Origin of the sequence: Sphingobium sp., assembly GCA_035196065.1 — a bacterium.
Classification (GTDB): domain Bacteria; phylum Pseudomonadota; class Alphaproteobacteria; order Sphingomonadales; family Sphingomonadaceae; genus Sphingorhabdus_B; species Sphingorhabdus_B rara.
This window is the reverse complement of the sequence record CP136575.1, coordinates 2716327-2732302: the sequence shown is the minus strand read 5'-3', so window position 1 is coordinate 2732302 and position 15976 is coordinate 2716327. Positions and strand designations below refer to the sequence as shown.

15 protein-coding genes are annotated in these 15976 nt (G+C 57.8%); 10 read left to right on the top strand and 5 right to left on the bottom strand.

The window, feature by feature from the left end; all coding sequences use genetic code 11:
- Positions 1 to 71: 71 nt before the first annotated feature.
- The 10 genes from RSE16_13170 to RSE16_13125 all read left to right on the top strand — a co-directional run bounded on the left by RSE16_13170 (position 72) and on the right by RSE16_13125 (position 11395).
- Complete coding sequence (locus RSE16_13170) at positions 72 to 554, top strand: Lrp/AsnC family transcriptional regulator (GenBank protein ID WRH75642.1); 483 nt, start codon at positions 72 to 74, stop codon at positions 552 to 554.
- Positions 555 to 1063: 509 nt separating this feature from the next.
- A complete protein-coding gene (locus RSE16_13165) occupies positions 1064 to 1768 on the top strand; it encodes a TorF family putative porin (GenBank protein ID WRH75641.1) in 705 nt (234 codons plus the stop codon).
- A 113-nt stretch (positions 1769 to 1881) separates the two neighbouring features.
- Complete coding sequence (locus RSE16_13160; protein WRH75640.1) at positions 1882 to 3228, top strand: glutamine synthetase family protein; 1347 nt, start codon at positions 1882 to 1884, stop codon at positions 3226 to 3228.
- Complete coding sequence (locus tag RSE16_13155) at positions 3228 to 4454, top strand: FAD-binding oxidoreductase (protein ID WRH75639.1); 1227 nt, start codon at positions 3228 to 3230, stop codon at positions 4452 to 4454. Before RSE16_13160 ends, RSE16_13155 begins: the two co-directional genes overlap by 1 nt.
- Positions 4451 to 5809 carry an aspartate aminotransferase family protein gene (locus RSE16_13150; protein ID WRH75638.1) on the top strand — a complete coding sequence of 453 codons (1359 nt, stop codon included), beginning with the start codon at positions 4451 to 4453 and terminating at the stop codon, positions 5807 to 5809. The genes RSE16_13155 and RSE16_13150 overlap by 4 nt, the downstream gene beginning before the upstream one ends.
- A 5-nt stretch (positions 5810 to 5814) precedes the next feature.
- Positions 5815 to 7215 carry a glutamine synthetase family protein gene (locus tag RSE16_13145; GenBank protein WRH75637.1) on the top strand — a complete coding sequence of 467 codons (1401 nt, stop codon included), beginning with the start codon at positions 5815 to 5817 and terminating at the stop codon, positions 7213 to 7215.
- 81 nt (positions 7216 to 7296) lie between these two features.
- Positions 7297 to 8409 carry a spermidine/putrescine ABC transporter substrate-binding protein gene (locus tag RSE16_13140; GenBank protein ID WRH75636.1) on the top strand — a complete coding sequence of 371 codons (1113 nt, stop codon included), beginning with the start codon at positions 7297 to 7299 and terminating at the stop codon, positions 8407 to 8409.
- Between the two features lie 102 nt (positions 8410 to 8511).
- On the top strand, positions 8512 to 9426 hold the full coding sequence (locus tag RSE16_13135; protein WRH75635.1) for an ABC transporter permease: 915 nt from the start codon (positions 8512 to 8514) through the stop codon (positions 9424 to 9426).
- Positions 9426 to 10271, top strand: a complete 846-nt coding sequence (locus RSE16_13130; GenBank protein WRH75634.1) for an ABC transporter permease — start codon at positions 9426 to 9428, stop codon at positions 10269 to 10271. The genes RSE16_13135 and RSE16_13130 overlap by 1 nt, the downstream gene beginning before the upstream one ends.
- Positions 10268 to 11395 (top strand): ABC transporter ATP-binding protein, encoded by a 1128-nt coding sequence (locus RSE16_13125; GenBank protein ID WRH75633.1) that lies wholly within the window; start codon positions 10268 to 10270, stop codon positions 11393 to 11395. The genes RSE16_13130 and RSE16_13125 overlap by 4 nt, the downstream gene beginning before the upstream one ends.
- A gap of 3 nt (positions 11396 to 11398) precedes the next feature.
- Here RSE16_13125 and RSE16_13120 read toward each other — a convergent pair whose 3' ends face one another.
- From RSE16_13120 to RSE16_13100, 5 genes are all read right to left on the bottom strand, one after another.
- On the bottom strand, positions 11399 to 12253 hold the full coding sequence (locus RSE16_13120; GenBank protein ID WRH75632.1) for an FKBP-type peptidyl-prolyl cis-trans isomerase: 855 nt from the start codon (positions 12251 to 12253) through the stop codon (positions 11399 to 11401).
- A complete protein-coding gene (locus RSE16_13115) occupies positions 12250 to 12444 on the bottom strand; it encodes a hypothetical protein (GenBank protein WRH75631.1) in 195 nt (64 codons plus the stop codon). The genes RSE16_13120 and RSE16_13115 overlap by 4 nt, the downstream gene beginning before the upstream one ends.
- Before the next feature lie 39 nt (positions 12445 to 12483).
- A complete protein-coding gene (locus RSE16_13110; GenBank protein WRH75630.1) occupies positions 12484 to 13872 on the bottom strand; it encodes an aspartate aminotransferase family protein in 1389 nt (462 codons plus the stop codon).
- 173 nt (positions 13873 to 14045) lie between these two features.
- A complete protein-coding gene (locus RSE16_13105) occupies positions 14046 to 14783 on the bottom strand; it encodes a gamma-glutamyl-gamma-aminobutyrate hydrolase family protein (protein WRH75629.1) in 738 nt (245 codons plus the stop codon).
- The gene (locus RSE16_13100) at positions 14780 to 15946 is read right to left on the bottom strand and encodes an isovaleryl-CoA dehydrogenase (protein WRH77361.1); all 1167 of its coding nucleotides are present in this window, start codon (positions 15944 to 15946) and stop codon (positions 14780 to 14782) included. The genes RSE16_13105 and RSE16_13100 overlap by 4 nt, the downstream gene beginning before the upstream one ends.
- Positions 15947 to 15976: the final 30 nt, after the last annotated feature.

Below are 15976 nucleotides of genomic sequence, written 5' to 3'. Positions count from 1 at the left end.
AAGGCGCATATTGTGCGCAAAGGGTGGACTTGATGCCGTGATTGGCGCAGATATTCCGCGTAGTTTTGTTTATGGATGAGGATTTTGTGCAAATCGATCGGATCGACCGGAAGATTTTGGCCATGCTGGTCGCAAATGGCCGTGCGACCCAGCATGAACTAGGCGAGGCTGCCGGGCTCTCACCAAGCGCTGCAGCCCGCCGGCAAAAGGCGCTTGAGGATGCAGGCATATTGCGGGGCTACCGGGCTGACATCAACCTGACGCGGCTTGGCATGGGTGCGACAGTAATGGTGACAATCACGCTCGACAGCCAAAGCGAAGAAGCGATGGAAGCGTTCGAAGCGGCGGTCAGCGGTAGCCCGTCCATCCTTCGTTGCCATTTGATGAGCGGACGTAATGATTATCTGCTCACTGTGCGGGCGACCTCTATCGAGGATTATGAACATGTCCACCGACAGGAAATTGCCCGCCTGCCGCGTGTCGCCCGGATCGAAACCGCCTTTGCGTTGCGCGAAGTCGTAAACCGGACGGTACCGCCGCGGTTATTAGGATGACCGCAGGATTGGAACCTCAGGGTATGTGCCACCCGAGGGCGTAGGCATAAGGGCCGAAACATTGGCGCCATGCTTTTCCGCATTGCTAAACCAAAGACAATGCGTGCCGTCGAAGATTGTGTTTCCGGCAACCTTCCATTCCCTGCTGTTACCTGTCTTGTGCGGCGACGCGTTGCCGGAGATGCGTCTAGTCATTGAGATTGGCTGTGAATGGCATCGAAAGGGTGGCGGACGGATCATTTCTGCGCGTCACGGAAACTGGCCGTCTGGGCGGTGCCATCGCGGCAACTGTGTTCATATTGTCACAGGTTTAAAAAACGACAGCCAAGCTGTCACAAAATTGCTTGTCACCGCTGCGCTTTGATGATTTTGTGCACCTGCACACTGTTGGCAGCATCAAAAAAATAAAGAGCTAGCTGGCAGAACTCGCGGGAACGAACAGCAAATTTTGGGGCACTGGCCATCGCGCCGGCTGTCAGCGAGTTAACGTGAAGAAAGGTCAAAAAATCATGCGTAAATCGATTCTCAAGCTTGCGGCAGCATGCGCAGTAATGGGCAGCCTGTCAGTAGCTGCACCTGCTTTTGCTCAGGAAGAAGAAGCGGCTGAAGGGCCGATCAGCGTAACCGGCGGCGTAGCAGTGGTTTCCGACTATCGCTTCCGCGGCGTATCGCTTTCGGACAAGGATTTCGCGTTCCAGCCGACCATCACCATCAGCCATGAATCGGGTTTCTATGTCGGTGCCTGGGGCTCCAACATTGCCGATAATGCGGGCGATGACCTTGAGGTTGACCTCTATGCCGGTTTCGCAGGCGGTGATGCGGTCACCTATGATCTGGGCGTCACTTATTATGCCTATCCGGGCCTTTCTTCGGCCAATTATGCTGAAATCATTGGCAAGGTTGGCACGACTGTCGGCCCTGTGACATTAGGCGGCATCTTTGCTTATGCACCCAGCCAGGATGGCACTGGCAACACAGACAATGTCTATGTTGGCTCTACCGCTTCGGTCGCCGTTCCGGATTCGCCGATTACCTTCACCGGCTCGCTCGGATTTGAAGATGGCGCGTTTGGCGATAAAAAGCTCGACTGGTCGCTCGGCATGACGGCTCAGGTTTCGGGCTTCACACTTGGTGCCTCCTATGTCGATACCAACCGCTTCGTCGGCGGACTCGGCAAAGCCGGCGCGATTTTCTCGATCAGCTATACGTTCTGATCAGGTTCCGGCCGCGCGCCGGACTATCCATTCGACATGCCGGGCTTGACGGATCAAGCCCGGCATGTCCTTATATGAGCGGACCAATTCCGGCCCTAAACCGGTGAAAAACAATGGCTGTTAATCTGGCGAGCTGGCTTGCCGAGCATAACATCGACGAAGTCGAATGTATCGTACCCGACATTAACGGGGTGCAGCGCGGCAAGGTATTGCCCGCCAAGAAGTTTCTGTCATCAGTGCGGGACAAATCGCTGCGCATTCCGGGAAGCGTTTTCATCTGCACGATCGATGGACATTATCCCGAAGACATTGCCGATATCTGGGACAAGGATCCCGACAAGACATTGATTGCAGATCTCGATACGATCTGCGTCGCGCCCGGCTTCAAATCACCGACCGCGTTCGTGATCGCAGATGCGCTGCATGGCGATTGTACACCTGTTGAAATCGCCCCGCGCGCCATCCTCAAAAAAGTGCTCAGCCTTTATGAAGCGAAAGGCTGGAAACCGATCATTGCGCCAGAGGTTGAATTTTATCTGGTTAGCCAGAATGTCGACCCCGACTTTCCGCTTGTTCCGCCGACGGGGTCGAGCGGCCGGGCCGAAACCGCCAGCCAGCCTTACGGCCTGGAAGCGATGAACGAATATGAGGCGATCATCGACCATATCTATGACGATTGCGAGTTGATGGGGCTCGATATCGATACGATGATCCACGAAATGGGTGCCGCGCAGTTGGAGGTGAACTTCATTCATGGCGACCCGCTGCAACTCGCCGATTCGGTGTTTCTGTTCAAACGGGTCGTCCGCAATGTCGCACGCCAGCATGGCGTCTATGCGACCTTCATGGCCAACCCGATGGCGGGCCAGCCGGGAAGCGCGATGCACATCCACCAGTCGGTGGTCGATGCGGCAACCGGCAAAAATTTGTTCGCCAATGCCAATGGCCGCGACAGTGCTCTGTTCCGCAGTTATGTCGCCGGTCTTACCCGCTACATGCCGCAAATTGCCCCGCTCTGGGCTCCCAATGTCAACAGCTTCCGTCGTATGCGACCCGACAGCGCGGCGCCAATCAACGTGCAATGGGGCGTCGACAACCGCAGCTGCGGTTTTCGTGTGCCCGTGTCTGACCGCAGCAATCGCCGCGTTGAAAACCGGCTGCCAGGGGCGGATTCCAACCCCTATCTGGCGATCGCAGCATCGCTCGTGTGCGGCTATGTCGGCATGGTCGATCGCATGGTCCCACCTAAACCCATCGAAGGCAGCGCCTATAACCGTGCCCGTACCCTGCCGCGGACGCTGGAGGCGGCGCTCGACCGCTTCTCCAGTTGTAAGCCGGTACGCAACCTTTTGGGCGAGGAGTTTTTCGACATTTACTATGCCGTGAAAGATCATGAGCTGTTCAATTACCAGTCGGTGGTCAGCAGTTGGGAACGCGAGCATTTGCTGCTGCGGGTGTGATGCCCGACCCGCTCAACAACAGCTATTACGCCGCCACCGCCAATGCGTGGGATACACAGCCTGCATTTGCAGGTGAGGGTGAATATGATGTCGCGGTCATCGGCGGTGGGTTTACGGGGTTGTCTGCTGCATTGGCCTGCGCGGAAAAGGGACTGAAGGTCGCGTTGGTGGAGGCCAAGACAATCGGTTTCGGCGCGTCAGGCCGCAATGGCGGGCAGCTGATCCCTGGCCTGCGCTGGTCGATGCGCGAGATTGACGAGGAGTTTGGCCGCGAACGCGCGCAGGCAATCTTCGATCTGGCTTATGGTGCGGTAGAAAAGGTGAAAGGCCGGATCGCCAAGCATGACATTCAATGCGACTTGAAGGCTGGGCATCTGGAAGCGGCTTACAAACCAGCCCATTTCGATATGATGCAGCGCGATGCGGAATTTCTGGCAAAGGAATTTGACTGGGAAAGTGAGATTGTGCAGCCCAAGGATATAGGGCGCCATATCAACGGCGGCGGCTATCATGGCGGGATTTATGACGCGCAAGGGGGGCATTTCCATCCGCTGAATTATGCGCTGGGATTGGCGCGGGTGGCGAAGGATGCGGGTGTCGAGATATTCGAACATAGCCCATTCTGGCTCGGCGATGCCAATGCACGCTATACGATCATGGCGACCGACAACTGGATGCAAGATCTTGATCCTGCATTGGGCCGCTACACCATCCCGATCATGAACTATAACATCGCCACTGCGCCACTGACCAATTGGCAGGATTATCTACCCAGCGATGCCGCTGTCGCCGACAGCCGTTTCGTGCTTAACTATTTCCGCCTGTCCGCCGACAAGCGGCTGATCTTCGGCGGCGGGGAGAAATATGTGCAAGCGCCGCCCGCTGACATCGCCGCATTCGTGCGGAAACATATAATTGAGGTCTTTCCTTCTCTCGCCGATGCATCCATCGACTATGCTTGGGGCGGTGCAGTCGGGGTAACGATGAACCGGCTGCCGCATATCGGACGCAAAGGAAATGTCTTCTTTGCCCATGGTTTTTCCGGACATGGCGCGCTGGTGACGACACTCGCTGGCGAATTGCTGGCAGAGGCGGTGACGGGGACGATGGACCGGTTTGACGTCTTTGCAAAACTGCCGCACCGGCCTTTTCCAGGCGGTAAGCTGTTCGCCCAGCCACTCGCGACTTTGGGGTTGCTCTGGTACGCGCTAAGAGACCGGCTATGATCAGCGAAGCAGCCATAGAAAGGATCGCCGCGCGCGAGGCGCAGGCTTTTCGCACTGCCAATCCCAAATCGCTTGGACTGGCAAAGCGCGCCGCCACCAATTGGTTTCAGGGCGTGCCGTTTCATTGGATGCTCGATTGGCCCAGTCCGGTGCCGTTGGTTGCCGCCGGGGCCAAGGACGCAACGCTGACCACGGTTGATGGCCGTACACTCGACGACTTCTGCCTCGGCGATACTGCCAGCATGTTCGGCCATTCGCCTGCCCCGCTTGCCGAGGCGCTCGCCATGCAGGCAGGTGAGGGGCTTAGCTATATGCTGCCCACCGAAAAAGGCGTCGAATTGGGCGAAATGCTCAGCGCGATGTTCGGCCTGCCACGCTGGCAGGTGACCACAACTGCCAGCGAAGCCAATCGCGCGGTCATTCGTTGGTGCCGCGGGATGACTGGCCGAAAGAAGATACTGATCTTCAATGGCTGTTATCATGGTGCGGTCGATGATGTGTTTGTCGATCTGCGCGCGCATGCTGCAGGTTGGGAACCTAGGATTCGCGCCAGCCTGATCGGGCAGGTTCATGATATCCTGCCGACGACGAGCGTGATCGAGTTCAATGATGTCGTCGCATTGGAGCGCGAATTGCGCTGCGGTGACATTGCCTGCGTGCTGGCAGAACCAGTGATGACCAATGTCGGTATGGTGCGTGACGCACCGGGCTATCTCGAAACGCTACGCCAATTGTGCAGCGAAACCGGCACAATCCTCGTCTTTGATGAAACCCACACCATTTCCTCTGGCTATGGCGGACACAGTAACGCATTCGGCCCCAAGCCTGACATGATGGTGATCGGCAAGTCGATTGGTGGCGGGGTGCCCTGCGCGGTCTATGGCTTCAGTGATGAAATTGCGGGGCGCATGGCTCAGGTGAATGCCAGCCGTCCTGCAGGACACAGCGGTATCGGCACGACGCTTTCGGCCAATGCCCTCGCGATCAGCGCGATGCACGCCATGGTCGGCAAGGTGATCAGCCATGATGCTTATGGCCATATGCTTCTGCTTGCGCAGCGGTTGGTGAACGGGATTGCAGGCGTGATCGCGGCGCACCAACTGCCTTGGCATGTGACGAATATCGGTGCACGTGTTGAGTTTGTCTGTGCCGAAAGGCCGCCGATAAATGGCAATGAGGCGCGGGCGGCTATGCACCCGAAGCTGGAAGCGGCAATTCATCTCTATCTGGCCAATCGCGGCATTTTGCTTGCGCCGTTCCACAATATGATGTTGCTGTCGCCCGTGACGCAGGAGGGGCAGGTCGACCGGCTGGTCCTTGTCCTGAACGAAGCCGTCGGCGAGTTACTGGAGTAGTTATCTTGATACAGCGTGCCAAATCCTCGGCAGTCATTGCGCCGAAGAGCGAAGCCGAAGCCTTTTTTGCGACCCATCCGCATATCGATGCGATCGACATGATCTATACCGACATGGGTGGGGTGCCGCGCGGTAAACGGTTGCGTCAGCATGAAGTGCTCGCTGTTTATGAAACGGGCCGCATGTTCCCGGGATCGATTACGGTTGTGGACATTACCGGACAGGACACGGTGGAAACCGGCCTTGTCTGGGAAGACGGCGATGCCGACCGGTCGATGAAGCCGATTCCGGGCACGCTTGTGCCCACGCCATGGGCGGGGGAAGGGAGCGCGCAATTCCTTGTCGATTTCTATGAACTAGACGGAACGCCCCACGATCTTGACCCGCGCCATGTGCTGGGCCTGGTCACCGATCGTTTTGCCGCCGACGGTCTGACCCCCGCGGTTGCCGTCGAACTGGAGTTTTACCTTGTTGATCCGAAGCGTGCGCGTGACGGCAGTGTTCGCCCGGCTGCTCCAGGCTACAGCAATGATCGCCCGCGCAATGTCGAGGTTTATGGACTGCGCGAGCTGGAAGATTTCCGTCCCTTTTTCGACGATCTATACGCCTTTACCGATGTTCAGGGGCTGCCGCTGGAAAGCGCGATTTCCGAATTTGCACCCGGGCAATTTGAACTGACGCTTTGCTACAAGCCCGACGTGCTGCGCGCTTGTGACGATGCGATCATGTACAAGCGACTGGTGAAGGCGACCGCCCAGCGCCATGGGTTGGAGGCGACTTTCATGGCCAAACCCTTTGCCGACCAGGCAGGCAGCGGCATGCACATCCATGTTTCGGTCAACGATGCCGCTGGCAACAACATCTTCGCCAGCGAAGACCCCGAAGGCTCGCCCGAACTGCGCCATGCCATTGGCGGGATGATCGCCAATGTGGGGGATAGTTTTGCCATCTTTGCGCCCAATGCCAACAGCTATCGCCGGTTCAAGGCCAACAGCTATGCGCCCGTGGCTCCGACCTGGGGCGTCAATAACCGAACGGTATCATTCCGCATACCTGCCGGCGCACCCAAAACCCGCCATGTGGAGCATCGCGCCTGCGGGGCCGACGCAAACCCCTATCTGGCCGTCGCGGCGGTTCTGGCAGGGATGCATCACGGCATGACGAACAAGTCCGATCCCGGTCCGGCCGTCGTCGGCAATGGTTATGATCGCGACTCTTCTGGGGATGACAAGCCGCCGAGCAACTGGTTTGCGGCGGTTGATCGTTTCCATGGGTCAAAGGTGATGCGCGACTATCTGGGTGAGCGTTTCGTCGACATGTATTCTATCGTTAAACGTGTCGAACAGGACCGCTATTTCAGCGAAGTTCCCCGGCTCGATTATGACTGGTATCTGCGCAACGCCTGACACAAAAAAGCGCTTGGAAAAACGCGGTTTTTGCGCCAGCATCAGGACTCGAGGGAGCCCTAAAGAAGGTGGAGCAAAAGCATGGATTTCAAAACACTTCTCGATAACGCACAGAACAGGCGTTCGCTGCTGAAAGGCATGGGCGTCGCGGCTGTTGGGCTGACCTTTACAGGTGCGCTTTCCGGTTGCGGAGAGAAAGAAGCAAAGAAGCTTGCCAATGGCGAAGATGGCAAGCTGAACTTCTACAATTGGGATACCTATATCGGCGAAACGACGCTTGAAGATTTCAAGGGTGCGAGCGGCGTTGATGTGAACATGACCCTGTTCGCCAGCAATGACGAACTGTTCGCCAAGCTGAAAGCCGGCAACCAGGGCTATGACGTAATTGTCCCGTCAAATGATTTTGTCGAGCGCATGGCGGCTGCCGACATGCTGATGCCGCTTGATCACAGCCTGATCCCTAATTTCGAAAAGAATATTGCCCCCGAATTCAAGGACGTGCCCTACGATCCGAAGAGGAAATATTCGATGCCCTATACTTGGCTGGCGCTGGGTATCGGCTATCGCAAGTCCAAGGTCAAAGGCGTGCCGGATAGCTGGAAGGTGCTGTTCGACAGCGACGAGTATAAGGGCCGCATCGCGCTGCTCTCAGAGGCGGGGGATATGTTCCGCCTATACGGCAAATATCTTGGTAAATCCGTGAACGCCCTGACTGACGCCGATATCGCCATGATCGAAGCCATGATGATCAAGCAAAAGCCTAACATCAAAGCTTTCCATGAAGATAATGGCCAGGATCTGCTGCTTAAGGGCGAGGTCGACCTGGTGCTCGAATATAATGGCGATATCGCGCAGATCATGACCGAGGATGAAGATATTGGTTTTGCCATTCCCAAGGAAGGCAGCCAACTCAATTCGGACAATCTGTGCATTCCAAAGGGCGCGCCGCGTCCCAAAAATGCCCATGCCTTCATCAATTATCTGCTGGATGCAGAAGCCGGCAAGAAGATAACTGAGACGATCCTCTATCCGACGCCCAACGCGGCGGCCAAGGCGCTGATGCCCGAAAGCTACAAGAATAATCCGGTGATTTTCCCGCCGGCAGACATTCTCGCCAAATGTGAATATGCGAAATATAACCCCGATCTGCAGCCCAAATATGAGGCGGCCTTCACCCGTGTCCGCGCGGCCTGATCGGCAGAATATCGGCCGCCGCTGTTTTAGCTGACACTATAGCGGCGGCCATTTTACAAGTTTCCCGGCATTGGCAGGCTGGGCGAGGAAGTGGGAGACATAATGGCCGGCCCTCTACAGGACTGGAAAGCATATAAGCGGCCCTTCGCCGCGATTGCCGGCGTGCCATTATTCTGGCTGGCGCTGTTTTTCATCGTTCCGATGGCGATCGTCTGGCTTTACAGTTTCGGGGAAAATGCTGGCCCTGCCGACATTGCTATTTCAGGAACGCTCGAAAATTACAAACGGGCGACCGAATGGCTGTACATCTCAATCTTCCTAAAAAGTTTTGCTGTTGCGGCACTGGTCACGCTGATCTGCCTGATCATCGGTTTTCCGGTGGCTATGGCGATCACCTTCGCTTCTCCCAAATGGCGGCCTTGGCTGCTGCTGGGGATCATGCTGCCCTTCTGGACCAACCTGTTGATCCGCACCTATGCGCTGATGATGCTGATGGGCACCAACGGTTATGCCAATATGGGGTTGGGCGCCTTGTGGGAGGGGGCAAGCTGGCTGCGCGTTGTTGTCGGCATGCAGCCGCTGGAGGCATGGACGCCGGTGCAACTGCTGTACAATAATTTCGCGGTGGTATTGGGCTTGGTCTATGTCCATCTGCCCTTCATGGTGTTGCCGCTCTATGCCGCGCTGGACCGGCTCGACAAATCCCTGATTGAGGCAAGCCTTGATCTTGGCGCAGGGCATTTGCGCACATTGATGAAGATTGTTGTTCCGCTTGCCGGGCCGGGCATATTGGCGGGAGTGATGATCACGCTGATCCCTGCACTGGGTGCCTATCTGACGCCTGACCTGATGGGCGGCACCGAAAGCCAGATGATCGCCAATGTGATCGAGCGGCAATTCAAGCGCGCGAATGACTGGCCGTTTGGCGCGGCGCTTTCCTTCCTGCTGATCTACGCGATGTTCATTCTGATCGCACTGCAATCGATGCGGCGCGAAAAAAGCGGGGAGGCGCGCTGATGCCGCTGTTTAACCGTACCCCAGTTGCCCCGCTTGAATATACTCGCAAGGCATGGATGCGCGGATGGGTCGGCGCGACGATGTTCTTCCTCTATGCGCCGTTGCTGATCCTGATGATTTTCAGCTTCAACGATTCAAAGCGCAATGTCGTCTGGAAGGGCTTCACACTCAAATATTATGAAAAGGCGTTCAATAATGAATCGCTGGTAGAGGCGATGGTCAATTCACTGACCATTGCCGGGCTGGCGACAGCGTTCAGTCTGGTGCTCGGCGCGCTGGCGGCGGTTATGCTTTGGCGTTTCCGCTTCCCGTTCAAGGGCGCGGTTGAAGGCACTATGTCTCTGCCGATCATCGTTCCGGAAATCTGTCTCGGCGTCGCCTTCTTGATCTTCTTCGCGCGTATCGACTGGCCGACAGGGCTGCCATGGCCGCTTAATCTGTCAGCGATCACGATTGCGCACATCACCTTTTGCTTCCCCTTTGTTGCGATGGTGGTGCGATCGCGGCTCGAGAGCTTCAATCGCGAGGAAGAGGAGGCGGCCAAGGATCTGGGCGCATCCGAATGGCAGACCTTCCGTGACATATTGCTGCCGCACATGAAGCCTGGGCTGATCGCTGGCGCATTGCTGGCCTTCACCTTGAGTCTCGACGATTTCGTGATCACCTTCTTCACCAGCGGGCCGGATACGATAACCTTCCCTGTGAAGGTCTATTCAATGGTCCGTTTTTCGGTGACGCCAGAGGTGAATGCGGCCTCCACCATCCTCATCATCCTCACCATCGTTCTGACCGCCATCGCCCTCAAACTGCAGGGCGTCAAAGCCATTGCCGGAAGCCATACATGACCGACAAGCAACCCATTATCCAGATCCGCAACGTTTCCAAACGTTTTGGCAAAGTGACCGCGGTGGACAATGTCACGCTCGACATCATGGCGGGCGAATTTTTCGTGCTGCTTGGTCCATCGGGCTGCGGCAAGACAACATTGCTGCGGATGATCGCTGGCTTTGAACTGCCGACCGAAGGCCAGATCCTGATCGATGGTCAGGACATGAGCGATGTGCCGCCGAACAAACGACCGGTCAACATGGTGTTCCAGAGCTATGCTGTCTTCCCGCATATGTCGGTGGCGGACAATGTCGCCTATGGCCTGAAAATCCGCGGCGTCGGTCGCGGCGAGCGTGAGGACCGTGTGCGCGAGGCGCTCGAACTGGTCAAGCTGGGCGGATTTGAGGATCGCATGCCTGACCAGATGTCGGGCGGCCAGCGGCAGCGCGTGGCGCTTGCGCGCAGCCTTGTCATGCGGCCCAAGGTTTTGTTGCTTGATGAACCGCTCTCCGCCTTGGATGCCAAGCTGCGCGCACAGATGCAGTTCGAACTATCGGACCTTCAGGATCAGGTCGGCATTACCTTCGTCACGGTGACGCATGATCAGGACGAGGCATTGTCGATGGCAAACCGCATAGCGGTGATCAACAAGGGCGAAGTGGCCCAACTCGCTGGGCCATCAGACCTGTATGAATATCCGGCCAACCGCTTTGTTGCCGATTTTGTCGGCTCGGTGAATATCTTCGAAGGCAAGTTGACGCTGGATGAGCCCGACAAAGCAGCGGTCGACTGCCCCGGCGTCGGCAAGGTCTATCTGAACCATGGCGTCACCGGCCCGCACGGAGCCGACGTCTGGATCGCGCTGCGTCCTGAAAAAATCTACCTGCATGTTCCCGGCGAAGGAAAGGCAGTACGCGCTGCCGCGCAGGATGCCCCTGAAGGGCATAATTTCGCACGCGGCGTCATCAAGGGGATGAGTTATCTCGGCGACATCACGCTTTATGAAATCCGCCTCGACAGCGGCGACATGATCCGCGTTTCAAGGCCGAACATGTCGCGCCACGATCAGGAGGATTTCACCTGGGATGACCGCGTCAGCATGCACTGGCGGGCGGACAGCCCGGTGGTGCTGCTGAGTTAAGCATCACTCGTCGGTCGGCGGCGCAGTGCGCAGGTCGATCAGCGTTACGATGATGTTGGTGACCGGATCTGCAGGCGCATCTGCATTGGCCGGCATGCAGAAACGGTAGGTCGAACCCAGCGGCATCATCTTCAGCGCCTCTGCAAAAATCGGCGTTGCCATTGCCAGCGGGATTTTTTCCCATTGCCGCTGTTGGTCAACAATGCCAGTCGCGGCATCAAACAGCGAAAAGTCGACCAGCGCCATGTCCGCATCGGTCGGGGTGCGGCCCTGACTGGGGGTGACGATCGCGTAGCCCAGCCCCGACGCCGTGGTCTGCGGACAACTGCGATCGGCAGGCGCGATCACTGGCTTGGGCGGCGGTGTTGTGAAGGATAGCAGATCGACCTCGAACACCAGGTCGGCATTGGCCGGAATAGTGCCTGCGCCCTCTGCGCCATAGCCAAGCGCTGCCGGTATGCACAGGCGATAGCTGCCGCCTGGCTGCATCAACTGCAGCCCCTGCGCAAATCCGGGGATCACCTCGCCAACCTTGAACTTGATCGACTTGCCGCTATCAAATTCGCTGCCGTCGGATGCAAGCCGTCCGGTATAATTCACTTCTACGCGGGAATTGACCGCCGCCTTTTCGCCACTGCCGGGCTTGATGACTGTATAGGAAAGCCCATCAGCGGCTTTCACCTTACAGGTCAAAACCGGCGCTGCAGGCTTCGCTTGCGCAGCGCGAACCGGGGTCACGGGAAGCGCAAGAAGCGCCAGTGATATGCCGCCAAGCGCGGCGCTGCTAAACAGGCTGTTCATGATCGCCAGAGGTAGGCGAAGCGGCGCAAAAGTCCAGTGCAGCTTTGCAGCCGTCAACTGTCTTTCTTGCGTGCCTTGCTCGCATAGATCAGCGCGGCTGCAAGCGCTGCGGAACCGATCCCGATCCCGGCAGCAGTCTTCCAGCCCAGCCCGCCGCTCTTGTCTGCGGCTTCCTTGCTGGCCTTGGCGCGCTTTACTTCGCGCATTGTTTCATTGTCGGGCGGTGTGTCGTCGGGAATATCGCTCATGCCCCCAAGATGGGAGAGGGGGGACTCGCCGTCAACCCTTCATAGCGCGCGGAGTAATGGTTCGGCTTCGTCAAGCGATTGGCGGATGATCCCGACCAGATCGTCGATTTGCTGTGTCGAGATGATCAGCGGTGGGCACATCACCAAACTATCGCGGATACCGCGGACCATTAGGCCATTGCGGATGCAGATGTCGCGCACCATTGGCCCGGCAGTGCCCTCGGCTCCGTTGAAACGCGCGCCGCTTGCCTTGTCGGCGACAATTTCAACCGCGCCGAGCAGCCCGACCGAGCGGGCCTCGCCCACCAACGGATGGTCATTTAACTTCGCCAAAGCCTTGGCCAGATAAGGCCCGGTTTCGTTGCGGACTTTCTCGACCAGTCCTTCGCGTTCCATGATCTCAATATTGCGGAGGGCCACGGCCGCCGCTACCGGATGGCCCGAATAGGTGTATCCGTGCACGAAATCGCCACCGCTTTTCAGAACCTTGATGATCTCGGCGCTAACCGCGACGGCAGAAATAGGCAGATAACCCGACGACAGACCCTTGGCCATCGCGATCATATCGGGCTTTACACCCATCGTTTCATGGCCCCACATATTGCCGGTACGGCCAAAGCCGCAGATAACTTCGTCGCACACCAGCAGGATACCATATTTGCGGCAGATAGCCTCGACCTGTGGCCAGTAATTGGCGGGCGGGATGATTACGCCGCCAGCACCCTGCACCGGTTCACCGATGAAGGCCGCGACATTTTCGGGGCCGACTTCAAGGATCTTGTCTTCGATGGCCTGCGCGCAAGCTGTACCGAAATCTTCCGGGCTCATGTCCCGGCCTTCATTGTACCAATAAGGCTGGCGGACATGTTCGATCCCGGCAAGCGGCAGGATTCCCGGTGCTGGGAATCCCTGGCTGTGCATCGCCTTCATCCCGCCCATGCTGACGCCCGCTACGGTCGAACCATGATAGGCATTGTGGCGGCTGATGAAGATTGTTCGGCTGGTTTCGCCCTTCACTTGCCAATAATGGCGGACCATCCGCAGGATCGTGTCATTGGCTTCCGAACCCGAACTGTTGAAAAACACATGCGGCAGCCGACCACCGGTCAGGCTGGCAATTTTGTCGGCAAGCAATACGGCTGGCGGGTTCGCCGTCTTGAAGAAGCTGTTGTAATAAGGCAGCTCGCGCATCTGTTCGGCGGCGACATCGGCCAATTCATCGCGGCCATAACCGACATTGACGCACCACAGACCAGCCATTCCGTCGAGGATGCGGTTGCCATCGCCATCATGGATGTAGCAGCCATCGGCATGGGTGATGATGCGACTGCCGCCCAGATCCTCAATTTCCTGCCAGTCAGCTTGGGCGGGAAGGTGGTGGGCGATGTCGAGGCGACGGAGTTCGGCGATGTCGTAATTGCGGGGCATGTAGTCGTTCCTGATACTGAGCGTCGCCCCTGCAGAGGCAGGGGCCGTTGGCGGTTTATGCAGCCAGAATGGCTTAAACCTGTTGTGGTCCCTGCCTTCGCAGGTACGACGAGACCGTCAGGGCGAAAAGCCGATCCGCGCTTGGTAGCGATTATAACGGGTGATGCAGCGGTTCATAACGCGCCTCTTAACGCTTTTCCGAGCAAGTGAAAATAGGTCTGCGAATCCAGATCCTTTTCGGTGCCCCATTCGGGGTGCCATTGCACTGCCAGCAGCGGCGCGCCATTGGGCCTTGCGCTATAGGCCTCGATCAGCCCGTCGGGTGCCCGGGCTTCAATCGAAAGGCCGTCGGCCAGCCTGCCGATTCCCTGATAATGCACCGAATTCACATCGAGTGCCGGCTTGCCATAGGCACTGGCCAGCCAGCCTCCGCTCTCCAGTTCTACCGGGTGCCGATGGTCGAACATCGCGTCGAAGGATACATCATCAGGCGCATGGTGGCGGATGAGATCGTCATTGGCGCTGGCATCGCGGCGCAGCGTTCCGCCCAGTGCGACATTGATTTCCTGAAAGCCGCGACAGATGCCAAACACCGGCTTTTGCGCGTCGATCATCCGCTCGACCATCGACAGCGCGATTTCGTCGCGGCCTTCGTCAAACGGGCCGTCGCCTCCATCGTCACCATAGCGTGCGGTGGCGACATTGGACGGGCTGCCGGTGAGCAAAATGCCGTCAAGCCTCGGTGCCACCTCGGCCGCGGTCATCAGGTCAGGCAGTGAGGGGATAATCAAAGCCGCGACATCAGCATAGGTCATAGCCGCGCGAATATAGCGTTCCATCACCGCCTGTGCCGGTTCAGTGCCGACCTGCCGGTTGCAGGCGATGACGCCAAGGACGGGGCGAGTGGTCATACCCCCCCGATAAGTTCCCGCCCGATCAGCATCCGGCGGATTTCGTTGGTGCCGGCGCCGATGTCGAGCAATTTTGCATCGCGCCAAAAGCGTTCCACCGGCCAATCCTTGGTATAGCCGGCGCCTCCCAGCGCCTGGATCGCTTCACCGGCAACCTTTACCGCGCTTTCGCTGGCGAGAAGGATCGCGCCTGCTGCGTCAAAGCGGGTGGTCTGCCCGGTGTCGCAAGCACGTGCGACATTATAGACATAGCTGCGCGCAGAATTGAACGCGACATACATGTCGGCAATCTTGCCCTGCATCAATTGGAAACTGCCGATTGCCTTGCCGAACTGCTTGCGTTCGCGGACATAGGGCAGGACAACATCAAGGCAGGCCTGCATCACGCCAAGCTGAAGCCCGGCGAGCACGACGCGCTCATAATCGAGCCCGCTCATCAATACACCGACACCGCCGTGCAGCGGGCCCATGATGCGATCTTCAGGAATGAAGCAGTCGTTGAAGACAAGCTCTGCTGTTGGCGAACCGCGCATGCCGACCTTGTCGATCTTCTGTCCGATTCCAAATCCTTCGTCGCCCTTTTCGATCAGAAAGGCAGTGATGCCGCGCGATCCGGCATCGGGCGCGGTTTTCGCGTAGACAACCAACGTGTCGGCATAAGGCGCGTTGGTGATCCAATATTTGGTGCCATTGAGCACGAATCCGCCCTGCACAGCATCGGCCTTCAGCTTCATTGACACGACATCGGATCCTGCGCCCGCTTCCGACATAGCGAGGCTGCCGACATGTTCGCCACTGATGAGCCGGGGAAGATATTTCGCCTTCTGCTCGGCATTGGCCCAGCGGCGGATCTGGTTGACGCAGAGGTTGGAATGCGCCCCATAAGAGAGCCCGATCGATGCCGATGCCCGACTGACTTCTTCGACCGCAACGACATGTTCCAGGTAGCCAAGGCCAAGCCCGCCATCCTGTTCTTCAACCGTCAGGCCGTGCAGGCCAAGTTCGCCCATTGCCGGCCAAAGCTCGTTTCGGGGGAACCAATCCTCAGCATCGATCTTTGCCGCAAGCGGGGCGATCTTGTCGGTCGCAAAGCGGTAGGTGGTTTCGCGGATCATTTCCGCATTTTCGCCAAGCGCGAAGTCAAGTGTAGGAAGGTTGCTCATCATCAGGCAAATGCCCTGCGGCGGTTGCGG

Excerpts from the sequence above, each read along its gene's own strand:
- RSE16_13170 (WRH75642.1), top strand. The coding sequence starts at position 72 with ATGGATGAGGATTTTGTGCAAATCGATCGGATCGACCGGAAGATTTTG.
- RSE16_13165 (WRH75641.1), top strand. The coding sequence starts at position 1,064 with ATGCGTAAATCGATTCTCAAGCTTGCGGCAGCATGCGCAGTAATGGGC.
- RSE16_13160 (WRH75640.1), top strand. The coding sequence starts at position 1,882 with ATGGCTGTTAATCTGGCGAGCTGGCTTGCCGAGCATAACATCGACGAA.
- RSE16_13155 (WRH75639.1), top strand. The coding sequence starts at position 3,228 with ATGCCCGACCCGCTCAACAACAGCTATTACGCCGCCACCGCCAATGCG.
- RSE16_13150 (WRH75638.1), top strand. The coding sequence starts at position 4,451 with ATGATCAGCGAAGCAGCCATAGAAAGGATCGCCGCGCGCGAGGCGCAG.
- RSE16_13140 (WRH75636.1), top strand. The coding sequence starts at position 7,297 with ATGGATTTCAAAACACTTCTCGATAACGCACAGAACAGGCGTTCGCTG.
- RSE16_13135 (WRH75635.1), top strand. The coding sequence starts at position 8,512 with ATGGCCGGCCCTCTACAGGACTGGAAAGCATATAAGCGGCCCTTCGCC.
- RSE16_13130 (WRH75634.1), top strand. The coding sequence starts at position 9,426 with ATGCCGCTGTTTAACCGTACCCCAGTTGCCCCGCTTGAATATACTCGC.
- RSE16_13125 (WRH75633.1), top strand. The coding sequence starts at position 10,268 with ATGACCGACAAGCAACCCATTATCCAGATCCGCAACGTTTCCAAACGT.
- RSE16_13115 (WRH75631.1), bottom strand. The coding sequence starts at position 12,444 with ATGAGCGATATTCCCGACGACACACCGCCCGACAATGAAACAATGCGC.
- RSE16_13110 (WRH75630.1), bottom strand. The coding sequence starts at position 13,872 with ATGCCCCGCAATTACGACATCGCCGAACTCCGTCGCCTCGACATCGCC.
- RSE16_13105 (WRH75629.1), bottom strand. The coding sequence starts at position 14,783 with ATGACCACTCGCCCCGTCCTTGGCGTCATCGCCTGCAACCGGCAGGTC.
- RSE16_13100 (WRH77361.1), bottom strand. The coding sequence starts at position 15,946 with ATGAGCAACCTTCCTACACTTGACTTCGCGCTTGGCGAAAATGCGGAA.